Here is a 15,451-nt window from a genome sequence, read left to right as displayed (position 1 = left end):
TAGCACCTTAACGTTTAGATTTCTTGTCAACACCGTGACCACGATAGGTACGAGTTGGCGCGAATTCACCAAGTTTGTGACCAACCATATGTTCAGATACGATCACTGGAACATGGTTACGGCCATTATGTACAGAAATTGTTAAACCAACAAAATCTGGGAGGATCATCGAACGACGCGACCAAGTTTTGATCGGCTTACGGTTATTAGCCGCGATAGCCGCTTCAACCTTAGCGAACAAGTGCGCATCGACGAATGGGCCTTTTTTCAGAGAACGAGGCATTGTCAGATTCCTTTACTTGTTACTTAACGCGACGGTCGCGAATAATCATCTTAGTCGTACGCTTATTGGTACGTGTCTTGTACCCTTTAGCTTTTTGACCCCATGGGCTTACAGGTTGAATACCTTTGCTACGACCTTCACCACCACCGTGCGGGTGATCTACTGGGTTCATCGCCATACCACGAACGGTAGGACGAACGCCACGCCAGCGTGCTGCACCTGCTTTACCAAGTGAACGAAGGTTGCTTTCTTGGTTAGAAACTTCACCAAGAACTGCACGGCACTCAACGTGAATTTTACGCATTTCACCAGAACGTAAACGAACGATAGCGTAAGAACCGTCACGACCCAACAACTGAACTGAAGTACCAGCAGAACGAGCTAATTGCGCGCCTTTACCGATTTTAAGTTCGATGTTGTGAAGAGTAGAACCGATAGGCATGTTGCGAAGCGGTAAACAGTTACCTGGACGAATTGGAGCATCATTACCAGATTGAACTTTATCGCCAGCGCGAAGGCCTTTAGGCGCGATGATGTAGCGACGCTCACCATCAGCATACAATACTAGTGCAATGTGTGCTGTACGGTTAGGATCGTATTCAATACGCTCTACAGTTGCAGGAATACCATCTTTGTTACGTTTAAAGTCAACTAGACGGTAGTGCTGCTTGTGACCGCCACCAACGTGACGAGTCGTGATGTGACCGTTGTTATTACGACCACCAGTACGTTTTTTAGCTTCAACCAACGGAGCATAAGGCGCACCTTTGTGAAGATGGTCGTGAACGACTTTCTCTACAAAGCGACGTCCAGGAGACGTTGGCTTACATTTTTGAATTGGCATAATTCTCGTCCTTATTCCGCTGCGCTTTCAGCGGTATCGCCCAAGTCAGCCATTTCAACATCTTGGCCAGCTTTCAGGGTGACGTATGCTTTTTTAACATCAGAACGACGTCCTAATGTTTTACCAAAGCGTTTAGTCTTACCTTTAGTGATCGTTGTGTTAACTTTAACAACTTGAACACCAAACAATTGCTCAACAGCTTTTTTGATTTCAAGTTTGTTTGCATCAAGTGCAACTTTGAATACTTGAACACCAGCAGTTTCGCCTAAAACTTGTGCTTTTTCTGAGAATACAGGTCCTTGTAGGACTTGATAGATACGTTCGTTGTTCATCCGAGTTCTACCTCAATTTTCTTAGCAGCAGCTACAGACATAACAACTTTATCGAACGCAATCAAGCTAACAGGATCGATAGCAGCAGCATCAACCACATCAACGTGTGGAATGTTGCGCGCTGCAAGGTATAGATTCTCATCTACAGATTCTGTAACGATCAATGCACGAGTAGCATTCAAGTCGTTAAGTTTTGCAAGCAACTCTTTAGTTTTTGGAGCAGCAACAGCAAACTCTTCAACCAATACAAGACGATCTTGGCGAACAAGTTCAGCTAAGATACATTGCATTGCACCGCGATACATTTTGCGGTTAACTTTTTGAGACCAATCTTGTGGGCGAGCAGCAAAAGTTTTACCACCACCTACCCAGATTGGGCTACGAATAGAACCAGCACGAGCGCGACCAGTACCTTTTTGACGGAATGGCTTTTTGCCACCGCCAGAAACGTCTGCACGTGATTTCTGAGCTTTTGAACCTTGACGACCACCAGCTAAATAAGCTGTAACAACCTGGTGTACAAGAGCTTCATTGAATTCACGACCGAACGCAACTTCTGATAATTCAACAGCAGAGCCGGAAACAGTATTTAAATTCACGTTATTTCCCCTCAGGCCTTGATCGTAGGACGAACAGTTACGTCACCACCAGTAGCGCCAGGAATTGCACCTTTCACTACTAAAACTGAACGTTCTGCGTCGATAGATACAATTTCTAGACCCTGTACAGTTACGCGTTCAGCACCTAAATGGCCAGCCATTTTTTTGCCTTTGAATACGCGACCAGGAGTCTGGTTTTGACCTGTAGAACCCAGAACACGGTGAGAAAGTGAGTTACCGTGAGTAGCATCTTGCGTACGGAAGTTCCAACGCTTAACACCACCTTGGAAACCTTTACCTTTCGACTGACCAGTTACGTCAACTACTTGACCAACTGTGAACATGTCTACACCGATAGTTCCACCAACTTCACGACCTTCAAGATCAGCTTCTGTTGCACGGAATTCTTGAACTAGACGACCAGCAGCAACACCCGCTTTCGCGAAGTGACCTTTCTGAGCGTTAGTTACGCGAGATTCGCGACGTTCACCAGTAGTGATTTGAATCGCTTGATAACCATCAGTTTCAAGCGTTTTGATTTGAGTGATGCGGTTAGGATCAACCTCAATCACTGTAACAGGCACAGAAACACCAGCATCTGTAAAGATACGTGTCATACCGCACTTGCGACCGACTAAACCAATAGCCATGTGCATAAACCTCTAAAAAAGCGGCCTAATTAACTTAGAGCGTTAATTAACCCGAAAGCCTTAACCCAATGCGATCTGAACATCAACACCAGCTGCAAGATCTAACTTCATCAATGCATCTACAGTTTTGTCTGTAGGTTGAACGATGTCGATCAAACGTTTATAAGTGCGGATCTCGTATTGGTCACGCGCATCTTTGTTAACGTGTGGTGATGTTAAAACGTTAAAACGTTCAATGCGTGTAGGCATTGGAATTGGACCACAAACTTGTGCGCCAGTACGTTTTGCTGTTTCTACGATTTCTTGAGCTGATTGATCAATTAAACGGTGATCAAAAGACTTCAAACGGATACGAATTCTCTGGTTAGACATACCAGTAAACTCCAAGCCAAATATATAAAGAATCACTCCTGACGCATCTCACCCCACTAAAAAGGTAAGTGTCAAGAGCAGTGAAATATCACTAAGGTCATGATCGATGCCACGACTGTCACGATGTTAACTACTTTATTCGCAGTTAACCCCCTTTCATTAAAGGGTCGCTCATTATAGCCATTGTTTAATGCATAAGCAAATCCATTTTTGGTTTTTTACAATATATTCAATTTGTTTGGATTATCAGTAGCTTAAAAAAGCATCAATAGACTGTTTACCGCAACACATAATCAATTGCACTGTTAAGAATTTGATTTCCCTCAATAAAATTTAATTTTGGTGATTTTTTCAATTCAGTTTCAGTTGCCACGTATTGCCCCGAAAACTTATTCAGCTCGTCATCATTTTCTAAAAAAAGTGCTAAGGTTTCTGGCACGATCTCTGGGTGAAATTGAAAACCCAATACATTCTTTCCAATTTGGTACATTTGATTGCGACAGACGGTATTTTCAGCCAAATGTACAGCACCTTTTGGAATTTCAAAGGTCTCGCTATGCCATTGCATCACATTAAACTGTTCAGGCAACTCAAAGCATTCTGTTGGGACGTGCTGGATTTTACGCACTGTCGCCCAACCCAACTCCTGTTGTTCATTGCGACTGACCGCGGCACCGAGCGCATTGGCAATCAATTGCCCGCCCAAGCATAAGCCAATCGCGGGCTTTCCAGCGGCCAAGTAACGCCTTAACCAACGCTTCTCGATCTTTAACCATGGAAAATTTACTTCATCATTCACACTCATGGTACCGCCCATAATAATCAGTAAGTCGACATCCTCAATACTCGGTAAAGCTTCTATCTCTAAGGCTTGATCTATAGGTAAAGCAAAAAACTCTGTTGCACTGATTACAGCACCTTGTTGTTTTAAATATGTATAGCAACTGCCGAACCCTTCACCAGCAATATGCTGAAAATAATGTACTTTTAAATGCGACGTCATGCGCTTATGCCTTCTTTTTACTATCCTTATAGATGATTTAGCAAAATTGAAGCCAACTTTTTATTTTGTTTACCTTTATTCACATTTGTTCAATTTTCTCGCCTATTTAGAAACTTTCTCTTAAGCTAAAAACAATTTATCGCTTTATGATGAGTCGATTCGTGAAAAAAAACCCGCAAACCGCATTGGTTCATGCACCAAGACAAGCACCGCAGTACATCTCAACGGTCCAACCTCCCCTGTATCGTGCATCGACGATTATTTTTGAAGATACCGATGCACTATTTAATCGCCATTGGACCGATGACTATGACTATAGTTATGGCACCCATGGCACCCCTACCACCTTTACATTGGGCGATAACATTGCACAAATTGAGGGTGGAAAGTACTGCCTACTCGCACCAAGTGGATTGTCTGCAATTAATTTGGTGAATTCATGCTTTCTAAGCCACGGTGATGAAGTTTGGGTGGCAGATAATATTTACGGGCCAAACATGGAGCATCTTCGTAATCTAGAAAAACGCTATTGCATTGATGTTCGTGTTTATAACCCTATTGATGTGTCCTCTTTCCAACCGACGGAAAAAGCAAAACTGATTTGGCTAGAAGCCGCAGGCTCAGTCACACTGGAATTTCCAGATTTGGTTGGATTGGTGAAAAAGGCGCAAACGTATCATGTGCTCACTGCTTTAGACAATACATGGGGCGCTGGTCTTGCCTTTAATGCTTTTGATTTTAGTGATGCGCACTTAAGTGTAGATGTGACGGTACATGCTTTAACCAAGTACCCAAGTGGCGGTGGAGACATTTTAATGGGCTCAGTCGTGACACGTGAGCGAGCTTTACATCATCAACTCTTTCGCACGCATGCCATTCAAGGCATTAGCGTCTCTGGGGATGATGTTGCTCAAGTCCAACGCAGTCTAGCATCAATGCGCATTCGTTATGCCGCACAGTCTGAAAGTGCGCTGCAACTCCTAGCATGGCTAAAACAACAACCGGAATTTGTGCAGGTCTTACACCCTGCTGACTCGAGTGCTGCAGGTCATTTATATTGGAAAGACATTTGTGTCGATCAACACAGTGCAGGTTTGGTCAGTGTCATTTTCAAGCCCGAATTTGATCTGCAGGATATTCGTCAGTTTTGTGATGCCCTGTCACTCTTCAAACTCGGCTTTAGTTGGGGCGGTCCTGTGAGTTTGGTGATGCTTTATGACCTCAAAGACATGCGTGTACTTGAGCATACACATTTACAACAAGGTTTATTGGTTCGCTTTTGTATAGGACTAGAACATCCTGCCGATTTAATTCAAGATATAGAAAACGCACTAAAACAACTGAATAACCATCACAAAAAAATTGAATAGGAAGAAGTATGAGCACCCCGATCATCATTGCCAAGAAAACCACGAATACCCAACAAGATGTTGTTCTACACTCGAAGTTTGCCAACCGTCATGGCTTAATTGCAGGGGCAACAGGGACAGGTAAAACCGTAACCCTGAAGGTGTTGGCTGAAAGTTTTTCCAGACTCGGGGTGCCCGTATTTTTAGCCGATGCCAAAGGTGATGTTTCCAGCTTAGCGCAGGCAGGCGCATCCAACCCAAAATTTGATGAACGCATTAAAAGTTTAGGCATCAACAGCATTCCCTTTGCTGCATCACCCGTGGTGTTTTGGGATTTATTTGCTGAACAAGGTCATCCTATTCGCACCACGATTACCGAAATTGGTCCGCTGTTGCTGGCACGTATGCTGAATTTGAATGACACCCAAGAAGGGGTACTATCTGCGGTATTTCGTATTGCAGATGATCAAGGCATGTTACTGATCGACTTTAAAGACTTAAAAGCCATGATCGGTTATGTCAGTGAACATGCCGCAGAGTTTAAAGCCGAATATGGCAACCTATCTCCTGCCAGTCTTGGCGCGATTCAACGGAATTTATTGGCACTAGCCGATCAAGGCGGTGATCAATTTTTCGGGGAGCCCAGCTTAAATATTCTCGACTTTATTCAGACCGACAGTAATGGTCACGGCTATATCAATATTCTAGCCGCAGACAAACTCATGAATACCCCAAAGCTCTATGCCACTTTTCTGCTCTGGATGCTTTCAGAATTATTTGAACAGCTGCCTGAGGTTGGCGATATGGACAAGCCCAAACTGGTGTTCTTCTTTGATGAAGCGCATTTGCTGTTTGATAATGCCAGTGCAGCGCTACAAGAAAAAATTGAACAAGTGGTGCGCCTGATTCGCTCCAAGGGGGTGGGTATTTACTTTGTCACGCAAAATCCACTGGATTTGCCTGAAAGCGTGTTGGGGCAACTCGGCAATCGCGTACAACATGCCTTACGTGCCTTTACCCCGAAAGATCAAAAAGCAGTCAAAACGGCTGCAGACACCTTCCGCGCCAACCCTGAATTTAAGGTTGAGCAAGCCATCACGGAGCTTGCCGTGGGTGAAGCTCTGATTAGTTGCCTAGATGAACAAGGCACACCACAAGTCGTGGAGCGCGCATGGGTGATGCCGCCCTACTCGTCTTTCAGCCCCATTAGCCCAGAACAACGTCAAACCTTAATTTCACAAAGTATCGTGGCAGGCATTTATGAAAAAAGCCTAGACCGTGAAAGTGCTTTTGAACTTCTACAAAATAAAGTGGTTGAACGCCAACAACAAGCCGTACAGATAGAGCAAGAGAAACAACAAGCCAAAGAACAAGAAGCGCTAGAGAAACAGCAGGCCAAAGAAGCTGAAACACTGGCTAAGCAACAAGCACGTGAGCAAGAACGTATCGCGAAAGAACAGCAGAAGGAAGCTGAACGTGAAGCAAAACAGCGTGAGAAGCTAATTCAAGATACAGTGGGGACGTTCGCTAAAAGTGCAGCACGCAGCCTCGGCGGCAGTACGGGACAGAAAATTATGCGTGGTATTTTAGGGTCTATTTTCGGCAAGTAAAAAAAGGAACATAAAGTATCATGAAATCTTGTCGGCAATTTTCACGGTGAGTATAACGAGATGATGATTTATTGTTAAATTTCCTTAACAATCAACTGGAGTTTTAACATGACTAAATCATCATCTCAACCAAAATCAATTCAAAACAATGCCACCAATATAGTCAATGCCAATCGTGGTACAACAGGTACAAACCTTACCTATGATCAAAATCAGGGTAATCGTGGCAAACAACTGAATCCAACTTATCGTTCTAAATAAGTACTCATTTGCACGTTATCTCATCGATAACGTGCTTTTTATTTTTTGGGGGAATCCATTAAATGCGCAATCAAATCAGATTTCCAACTCAAGGTGAACTTGTCCATTTTATTTTTAATAGCTCAGGCATTTTAGCTGACCGTCACGATCAATCTGATAACAATCAAAAAGAAATTAAGCGAATACAAACTCAGCTTCGTCGCCTAGCCAAAGAAGATGGAAAGTTTTTAAAGAATTTTGAAGATTGTCAATTTTTGCTTCGAGAAAAACTCATGTCAATTGTTCAAGATGATGATTGGGTCACGGCGATTGGACAGAGTTTAGTGGATTTATTTCAGTGCTATTTGGAAACCATTCATCGTGAGGGAACATTTCGGAACAAAAAGACCAATGTTGCTTATTTGATTGAACTGGTTTGGATGCCTCGTTTAGTTCTGTCATTCTTTAAATACAAATGGAAATTCCATCAACATTTTCAAAAATTTCAATCCATAGACACGCCTTTTTGGTTTTTAGGGCGAGGTCAGCAAACACCTCTAGCCATAGTAATTGACTGGATTTATCAAGTGACAGGACAGACCACCACCTCGTTTCACACCTCATCAAATGACATCACTCAACAACGAGATTTGGAAAACGTCCGTCATTGGCGACAAGGTAAAAATTTATCGACTTGGCATGATTTAGAACAAACTTTTCAACGTGCTATGCAGCAACATAAGATTAAAGCTGATCAACAACAACTGTTTAAAACGTATTTATTTTTAGCCCGATGGGTGACATCGGTATTAGAGCAAGTAGACCAACATTATGGCGTAGATTTCACCAAAAATTTAATTACTCAATTCAAACAACAATTTAGCTTAATTAACCAGGCTTTCTTGCCTGCTTATCAAGCGCGTCCATCTGAATTAGAACATTTACTACAACAACAGGCTGAAGGATTTAGCCTTGAACAAAATCAGGAAATGCATGATCAAATATGCGTGGACTTATTCTTTAAATATTTAGCACCCTGCCAACAAAATATAGCACAGTTTGCACAACATTCACCGAAGAAATTTGCAGAAGCAACACAAAAAATTTCTTTATTTCAACCACTAGAGCAGTATTGTATTGTCACGATTGCCCATGTTCTGAACACCTTACAGAAATATCAAGCCAAAACCAATGAATACCCTGCAATTGAAAATATGATGCAAGGTTATGACATTATCTCAGGTAAACCAATAGATATGAATCAATGGCTACAAGACCATGAACAAAGCCAAGCATATGTTATGTTTCCATGGCTAAAAGATTGGGTTCTTGGACGACAAGCCTTATTACAGCATCAATTGCAACAAGCGCATCAATATTTTCAATCATGTTTTAACATTATCAAATATTCAGCCTGTCGCCAACATCGCTTTGTCGAAGATTACTTAGTGGCATGTGCTCAACTCACAAAAAAACAGGACTTTGATAAAGCCTTATCATGGGTACGATATATGGATCACTTTGGACAATGGCAGGGCAAACTTCCACTTGATCGTGAAGATCATGTGTTATTTCAACAATACCAACATGCTGTTATTCATCAATCTGGCATTTTTTTTGGTTATCATCCTGACCATGATAATTTAAATTAAAACAATGTTATAAATATATCCCATATAAAAAATATGATTTTTATTAAAAGATGTATTTACATTACACCTTTAAAGGTATATTTTAAATACATCTTATAAATGATAGCCAAGAGAGATCAAACATGACTCCGCAGCAAATTGACCTTGTAAAAGCAACTGTTCCCGTCCTTCGTGAAAACGGTGTCGCACTCACAGGTTATTTTTATAACCGTATGTTAGGCAATAATCCTAATTTAAAAGAAACCTTTAATATGGGGCATCAACGCAGTGGTGCTCAAGCCCAAGCTTTGGCGGGTGCTGTGTTGGCCTATGCAGAAAACATTGAAGATCCTTCTGTATTGCTTCCTGTGGTTGAGCTGATTGCCCACAAACATGTCAGCTTGAATATTCAAGCACCTGACTACAACATTGTTGGGGAAAACCTCCTCCATTCGATTAGTGAAGTTTTAAGTATTTCAATGGAAGATCCATTGATTGATGCTTGGGCTGCAGCGTATGGTCAATTGGCTGATTTATTCATTAGTACTGAAAAAGCGATTTATGAGCAACATCAACAAACTAAAGGGAGCTGGTTAGGCTGGCGCAACTTTAAAATCGCGAAAAAAGTAGTGGAAAGCGATGAAATCACCTCTTTCTATCTTGCCCCTGTGGACGGTGGTGATTTACCAAAATATGAAGCAGGTCAGTACATTTCAGTCCGTGTATTTGTTGAGGAACTTGGTCTAAAACAACCTCGCCAATATACCCTTTCAACTAGCCCTCAAGCTGACTATTTACGTATCTCGGTCAAACGCGAAGATGAAAAAGGCGATTTGGCAGGAGGCTGGGTGTCAAATACCCTGCATGGTTTAGCCGAAGGTGCTGAAATTGAAGTGTCTGCACCAACAGGTAACTTCTACCTAATTGACCCAAACAAACGTAATGTCTTTATTAGTGGTGGTGTAGGCCTCACGCCAATGGTGGCGATGCTGAATCAGTTGGTAACTTTGGATATGCCAGAGCCTGTGACTTTTGTACACGCCTGCCGTAGCAAACAAGTGCATGCCATGAAACAACATATTCATGACTTAAAAGCCAAATACCCACGTTTAAGCACCTTTACTGCATATGAGTTCCCACATCAAAGCGATGTTTTGGGTCAAGATTATGATGCGAAGGGTCGCCTTGATTTGAGTACCATTGATAGCGCGATTCTACCTGTTCAAGCAGATTACTACTTATGCGGCCCAATGCCATTTATGGCAGAACAGCAAAAAGCCCTGATTGCCCGTGGTGTTCCTGCCGAAAATATTCACAGTGAAGCTTTTGGCACAGGTGGTGTTCACCACTAACCCATGCCATCGGCATAAAATAGAGAGGGTTAGTCAGGTTATGCTAGACTAGCCCTTTGTTTTTTTGCTTATCAACGATCAGTACCCTCATGCAGCTCAATAAATTTACCGATTATGCTTTGCGAATTCTGATGTATGTTTCCCAGCCGAAAGCACTGCCGCATACCATCGCAGAACTGGCGCAAGCTCTACAAGTGTCCGAAAACCACTTGATGAAAATCGTACACTTTATGGCGAAACAGCAGTGGATTATTACTGCACGTGGTCGTGGCGGTGGGATTCGACTCAATCCAGAAACCCTACATTTAAGACTGGGCGAGATTGTACGGATCTTGCAAGCGGATCAGAATATTGTGGAATGTAACACCCCGCCTTGCGTACTCCGTTCGAATTGCGGACTGAAAGGGATCTTAGATCAAGCGCTAGACCAGTTCTATCACAGCTTAGACCAATATACCTTAGCGGATGTACTGGGTACTGAAGCTCAGAATAAGTTCACGACCCACTCGCCGATTAACCTGATCAATCTCGCCGATTAAGGTCTTTTATAGATAAGATTACGGACTTTACGCTGCAAAGGTCGATTGCCTGCTCGACTTCCATTATAATGGCTGATTGTAGATCATAAATTGAAGTTGAGTTATGCACCACAGCCGAGGAAAATCCAAAAACAGTAAAATTGCTGCTGCCCCAAAGCAAAAAATTAGCTATGAAAAAAAGGTAGATTCTGCAGTTACTGAATATGCTGTGCGCGCTCTCAACTGGCTGCGTAAAGCAGAGTTTTTAATGAGTGCCCCAAAGCTCAACCTGTGTGTAGAAGATACAGGCTATGAAATTGCTTTTGCGGGTCGTTCAAATGCAGGTAAGTCTAGTGCTATCAATGCCTTAACCAATCAAAAGCAATTGGCTCGTGCCTCGAAAAGACCGGGTCGTACACAGATGATTAACTTTTTCAGTCTGGGTAATCCCGATCAACGTCTCGTCGACTTACCCGGTTATGGTTATGCAGCCGTGCCTGAAGCGATGAAAATCGTGTGGCAAAAAGAGTTAGAAAATTACCTGATTCAGCGTAAAAGCTTACAAGGCTTAGTCTTGTTGATGGATATTCGTCATCCGCTACAGCACTTTGACGTGATGATGTTGGAATGGGCGTATTCACGTAAATTGTTTGTGCATGTGCTACTGACCAAGTCCGATAAACTCAACCGTGGCCCTGCATCTAAAGCATTGCAAGAAGTGAAAGCCCAATTGAAAAAGATGAAACTGGATTTCTCAATTCAATTGTTCTCTTCTCTCAACAAACAAGGCCTAGAAGAACTGGCGAGTGTGATGGGCGGACGACTGAATTTTACTTTAGATCAAGCCCAACATTTTGACTTAAGCAGCATTCCAGATGCGACGGCAGATGAGCTGGATGCAGACGAATTCGATGAAGATCCTGAAGCCGCTATGGATCTTGATGCTGAAGACGATGTGGAAACCAAACCACAGCCTGAGGCTTAAGTTTTAAACGCCAACCTATAAAAGCATCATCTATTGCTGTATCTGTGTCCCCTATTGCTAATCGCAATCGGGGACTTTTTTTTATACTGACTTTATTCAGCACGTGAAAAAAATTCAATACATATAAAAATAGGTCAGCATATGAAATTATGGTCTCGCTTGAAAAAAAACAAAATTCGTTCCTCGATTACCTACACCATTAAGCCCCGCAAAGTTAAATTTGAATGGCAAGACAGTCCAATTGATTGGATTCCCAGCCAACCTTTTGCCAGCTATTTCATCAATGAAATTAATATGATCCTGCCCGCAGGTGAGTTCTGGTTCTGCCGCCTCTATAACAAAGTCTTACCGCAAATTAGCGATGAAAAGCTGAAGCAAGATGTACAAGCCTTTATTCGCCAAGAAGCCATGCATGCGCAGGCACACAACTCAGCCAATAAAGAGTATCTCAGCCAAAGAAAGATTGATGTCTCCCGTAATCTAGAGTTGATGGATTTCTTATTTGGAAAATTACTGGCTGATAAACCACTAGATCTCACTGTACCTAAAGCACTTGAGCACCAGTGGGATCTGTTTCGACTCGGTATTATTGCCACGGTGGAACACATGACCTGTATCCTTGGAAAATATGCACTGGACAACACCGAATGGGAAAAAATGGGCGCTGACCCTGCGATGTTAGACTTGATCAAATGGCACGGCGCAGAAGAAATTGAACACCGAACCGTCGCATTTGATTTGTACCGACACTTAGGTGGTGGCTACATTGCGCGTTATTATTTGAGTCTGGTGGTGATCGCTGCCGTGCTGGGTTTATGGGTCGATGGTGCGGCCCATATTATGAAACAAGATGACCGCTTTAAGTCGATTCAACCCAGTCTGTTTAAACCTTGGATTTGGCGTGAGTGGCTGTCTATTTCTAAACGGAATCATCAAGTTTTACCAAGTCCACTCTGGTTAATCTCACAGCAATTTGGCTATTTAGTGCCGTGGTATGACCCTGTACACGAAGCCAAAACAGAAGATGCTATTGCCTACTTAGACCAATCCCCAGCGGCTAAACGTGCCATGCTCAAAGTCGCTTAAATCCTAAAATAAAAAAAGCAGCTTAATAGCTGCTTTTTTATTTTAGAGCAAAACTTAAGACGGATTCGATAAATTGGGCAAAGGTGCATCCAGATCCTTGGTATGTCGATCCACCACCACACTAATCATCATGTCACCTTGTACATTCACCACAGTACGCACGGTATCCAGTAAGCGATCAATCGGTAATAAAATCGCAATCGCTTCAGCAGGAAGCCCCACAGACTGCAATACCATAATCATAGTGACCATGCCTGCACTCGGAATCCCTGGAGCACCTAAAGAGGCAATCATCGCCGTCAGACACACCACCAACTGCTGACTCAAAGTCAAATCTAGTCCCATCAAGTTGGCAATAAACAAAGCTGCCGCTGCCTCATACAGCGCAGTACCATCCATATTGAGCTGCGTCCCCAACGGAATCACAAAGCCCGCTGTTTGCGGACGTACACCGAGATTTTCTTGCGCACATTTCAGTGATAAAGGCATAGTTGCCGAGCTTGAACTGGTGGCAAAAGCAGTAATCAACGCCACACGTGTACCTTTAAAAAAGGTCATCGGGTTCATCTTGCCAAAAATCCACAGTAATAGCGGTAAGACCACCAGACCATGAAAAATGGTAGTGCCCGTTACCACAGCCGCAAACTCAGCCAAACGACTCAATACCGAAATGTCTTCAGTGGCAATCAACTTAGCAAGTAAGGCAAAGATTCCTAGCGGGGCTAGCTTCATCACCCAACCAATCATCAACATCATGATGTCAAAGAACTGTTGACTCAGCTTACGTACCGTACGGAATTTTTCTCCGCCTTTAACCAGTGCCACTCCAATGAACAGCGCAAAAACCACCACCGCTAAAACATTGCCTTCGGCAAAAGCTTTAAACGGGTTAATCAGCGTATTTTGAATAAAGTTAGTGAAGAACGAAGATGGAGTAAGTGTATCTGGAGTTTGATGAGCGGCCATGGCGTCTTGGAACATGGCGATATCGACACCTTTGCCGACTTCAAATAAATGCGCGCAGCTTAAACCCAATATCAAGGCCAAAGTCGTGGTAGTGACACAACATGCCACCGTAATTTTCCAAACACGGGAGAGCTGGCCACCCGCTTGTAAGTTGGATACCCCCACAACAATTGAGCTAAAAATAAGGGGAATCAAGAGCATTTTTAATAGACCAATAAAAATACTGCTGACCACCCCGATTCCATACAAACTCATGTCTAAAAAAGCGGTACCCGGGAAAAGATTGAGAATAAATCCGAAGATGACCCCAAAGATCGCTGCAATTAGAATTTGCGTGTTTAAGCTCATAGCTTCATGCTTTTCAAAGATTTCTTTGGGAAACTATGCCATGTGAACGGACTAGAATCGAGCATTTTTTTGTCACAAGTACTGCACATTTCCCCATATGCCTCTCCCAAAAATATAAGACTATTACAATTGAAGCTCAACTCCTAGCTCTGCTCTGACCACCTTTCAGTCATAAAAAAAGCTGAGTCATATCACTCAGCTTTTTCTGTACTCAGACTTTATTGGGCTTCGATTTCGCGGAGCCGAATCAAACCTTCTTGCGTAGTGCTACACACCAACTCACCGTTTTGCCACATTCGTCCAAAGTTTAAACCTCGTGAACTGGCACTGACTGTGGCATCCATGTCATACAGCATCCAGTCATCCACGCGAAAGGGTTTATGGAAATACATGGCATGATCGATACTCGCACACTGTAAACTTGGCGAAAGATAACTTAAACCATGCGGGCGCAGTGCCGTGGTCATTAAAGTGAAATCTGAATAGAATGCTGCAATCGCCTGATGCAACGAAATCTCATCCACTTCTGTTGCAATGCGGTCATGCGTACGAATATAGTGCGCATACACAGGTGCTTCAGGCTGCGGTTGGTACGGGTTCTGTGGATTGATAGGACGAATTTCCACATGACGATCCCGCATAAAACTTGCACGCACATTTTCAGGCACAAATTCCACCATCATTTTTTTCAGTTCAGCCTCAGACTTTAAAGACTCTGGTGCTGGATACTCAGGCTCACCGATTTGATAATTCAAGCCTTCTTCATTGTCAGCAAAAGACACCATACACATAAAGATGGTTTTACCATGCTGAATACCACGCACTTGGCGACTGACAAAACTACGACCATCACGAATTCGATCAACTTCATAGATAATCGGCGCGTTCACATCGCCACCAAATAAAAAGTATGCATGTAAAGAATGAGCTGGACGATCCGTCGTATATGATGCCGCACGTAGAGCCTGACCTAAGACTTGTCCGCCAAAAACACGCTTCCCAACCAAATTACGGCTTTTTCCACGAAAGATATTTTCCTCAATTTTTTCGAGGCTCAGTAATTCAACCAACTCTTGGGTTAAGGCATTCATAAGCAACCTACTTAATGGTGAGAGACCAGATTTTTGTGTAAAGTGATGAGGTATGATATCGATATTAAAATCTATTTTGCCATAAATTCAGACTAAAACCCTATAGATTACTTGACTGAGTTGTCATAAGTTTTTTTCGTTATTTCCCACTAAAAATACGATTTTTAACGATAAAATTCACCATATAAAACA

Annotated in this window: 17 protein-coding genes; 8 read left to right on the top strand and 9 right to left on the bottom strand. The window is 42.8% G+C overall.

Going from position 1 to position 15,451, the window contains the following annotated elements; genetic code table 11:
* Positions 1–7: 7 nt before the first annotated feature.
* From rpsS to AC0KVP_RS01945, 7 genes are all read right to left on the bottom strand, one after another.
* The gene (rpsS, locus tag AC0KVP_RS01975) at positions 8–283 is read right to left on the bottom strand and encodes a 30S ribosomal protein S19 (RefSeq protein ID WP_004281508.1); all 276 of its coding nucleotides are present in this window, start codon (positions 281–283) and stop codon (positions 8–10) included.
* Between the two features lie 19 nt (positions 284–302).
* Positions 303–1,127, bottom strand: coding sequence for a 50S ribosomal protein L2 (gene rplB, locus AC0KVP_RS01970; RefSeq protein WP_004691322.1), 825 nt, complete (start codon positions 1,125–1,127; stop codon positions 303–305).
* An 11-nt stretch (positions 1,128–1,138) separates the two neighbouring features.
* Positions 1,139–1,459 (bottom strand): 50S ribosomal protein L23, encoded by a 321-nt coding sequence (gene rplW / locus AC0KVP_RS01965; protein ID WP_004691323.1) that lies wholly within the window; start codon positions 1,457–1,459, stop codon positions 1,139–1,141.
* Positions 1,456–2,058, bottom strand: coding sequence for a 50S ribosomal protein L4 (gene rplD / locus AC0KVP_RS01960; protein WP_004691326.1), 603 nt, complete (start codon positions 2,056–2,058; stop codon positions 1,456–1,458). The genes rplW and rplD overlap by 4 nt, the downstream gene beginning before the upstream one ends.
* Before the next feature lie 11 nt (positions 2,059–2,069).
* The gene (rplC, locus tag AC0KVP_RS01955) at positions 2,070–2,708 is read right to left on the bottom strand and encodes a 50S ribosomal protein L3 (RefSeq protein WP_004691328.1); all 639 of its coding nucleotides are present in this window, start codon (positions 2,706–2,708) and stop codon (positions 2,070–2,072) included.
* Between the two features lie 60 nt (positions 2,709–2,768).
* Complete coding sequence (gene rpsJ, locus AC0KVP_RS01950) at positions 2,769–3,080, bottom strand: 30S ribosomal protein S10 (RefSeq protein WP_000070912.1); 312 nt, start codon at positions 3,078–3,080, stop codon at positions 2,769–2,771.
* A gap of 277 nt (positions 3,081–3,357) precedes the next feature.
* Positions 3,358–4,083 carry a type 1 glutamine amidotransferase gene (locus tag AC0KVP_RS01945; RefSeq protein WP_473338573.1) on the bottom strand — a complete coding sequence of 242 codons (726 nt, stop codon included), beginning with the start codon at positions 4,081–4,083 and terminating at the stop codon, positions 3,358–3,360.
* Positions 4,084–4,244: 161 nt separating this feature from the next.
* On the opposite strand from AC0KVP_RS01945, the gene AC0KVP_RS01940 reads away from it, so the two are divergent.
* The 8 genes from AC0KVP_RS01940 to AC0KVP_RS01905 all read left to right on the top strand — a co-directional run bounded on the left by AC0KVP_RS01940 (position 4,245) and on the right by AC0KVP_RS01905 (position 12,854).
* Positions 4,245–5,453 carry a PLP-dependent transferase gene (locus AC0KVP_RS01940; RefSeq protein WP_473338572.1) on the top strand — a complete coding sequence of 403 codons (1,209 nt, stop codon included), beginning with the start codon at positions 4,245–4,247 and terminating at the stop codon, positions 5,451–5,453.
* A gap of 8 nt (positions 5,454–5,461) precedes the next feature.
* Positions 5,462–7,042 (top strand): helicase HerA-like domain-containing protein, encoded by a 1,581-nt coding sequence (locus AC0KVP_RS01935; protein ID WP_473338570.1) that lies wholly within the window; start codon positions 5,462–5,464, stop codon positions 7,040–7,042.
* A gap of 108 nt (positions 7,043–7,150) precedes the next feature.
* Positions 7,151–7,303 carry a hypothetical protein gene (locus AC0KVP_RS01930; protein WP_473338568.1) on the top strand — a complete coding sequence of 51 codons (153 nt, stop codon included), beginning with the start codon at positions 7,151–7,153 and terminating at the stop codon, positions 7,301–7,303.
* Positions 7,304–7,365: 62 nt separating this feature from the next.
* Entirely contained in the window at positions 7,366–8,934 is a 1,569-nt protein-coding gene (locus AC0KVP_RS01925) for a hypothetical protein (protein WP_473338566.1), read from the top strand.
* 122 nt (positions 8,935–9,056) lie between these two features.
* Positions 9,057–10,265, top strand: coding sequence for an NO-inducible flavohemoprotein (gene hmpA / locus AC0KVP_RS01920; RefSeq protein WP_062032527.1), 1,209 nt, complete (start codon positions 9,057–9,059; stop codon positions 10,263–10,265).
* Positions 10,266–10,354: 89 nt separating this feature from the next.
* Positions 10,355–10,804, top strand: coding sequence for an RrF2 family transcriptional regulator (locus tag AC0KVP_RS01915; protein ID WP_078390010.1), 450 nt, complete (start codon positions 10,355–10,357; stop codon positions 10,802–10,804).
* Between the two features lie 103 nt (positions 10,805–10,907).
* On the top strand, positions 10,908–11,768 hold the full coding sequence (gene yihA, locus AC0KVP_RS01910; RefSeq protein WP_004977914.1) for a ribosome biogenesis GTP-binding protein YihA/YsxC: 861 nt from the start codon (positions 10,908–10,910) through the stop codon (positions 11,766–11,768).
* Between the two features lie 141 nt (positions 11,769–11,909).
* Positions 11,910–12,854 carry a metal-dependent hydrolase gene (locus tag AC0KVP_RS01905; RefSeq protein ID WP_317454949.1) on the top strand — a complete coding sequence of 315 codons (945 nt, stop codon included), beginning with the start codon at positions 11,910–11,912 and terminating at the stop codon, positions 12,852–12,854.
* 54 nt (positions 12,855–12,908) lie between these two features.
* Here AC0KVP_RS01905 and AC0KVP_RS01900 read toward each other — a convergent pair whose 3' ends face one another.
* Complete coding sequence (locus AC0KVP_RS01900) at positions 12,909–14,168, bottom strand: dicarboxylate/amino acid:cation symporter (RefSeq protein WP_473338560.1); 1,260 nt, start codon at positions 14,166–14,168, stop codon at positions 12,909–12,911.
* Between the two features lie 218 nt (positions 14,169–14,386).
* Positions 14,387–15,259: an acyl-CoA thioesterase gene (locus AC0KVP_RS01895; protein ID WP_473338558.1), complete on the bottom strand. Its 873-nt coding sequence runs from the start codon at positions 15,257–15,259 to the stop codon at positions 14,387–14,389.
* Between the last annotated feature and the right edge of the window lie 192 nt (positions 15,260–15,451).

Source organism: Acinetobacter sp. DL27, assembly GCF_055810995.1.
The sequence above is the reverse complement of the archived record's forward strand: the minus strand, read 5'-3'. Positions and strand labels throughout refer to the sequence as shown.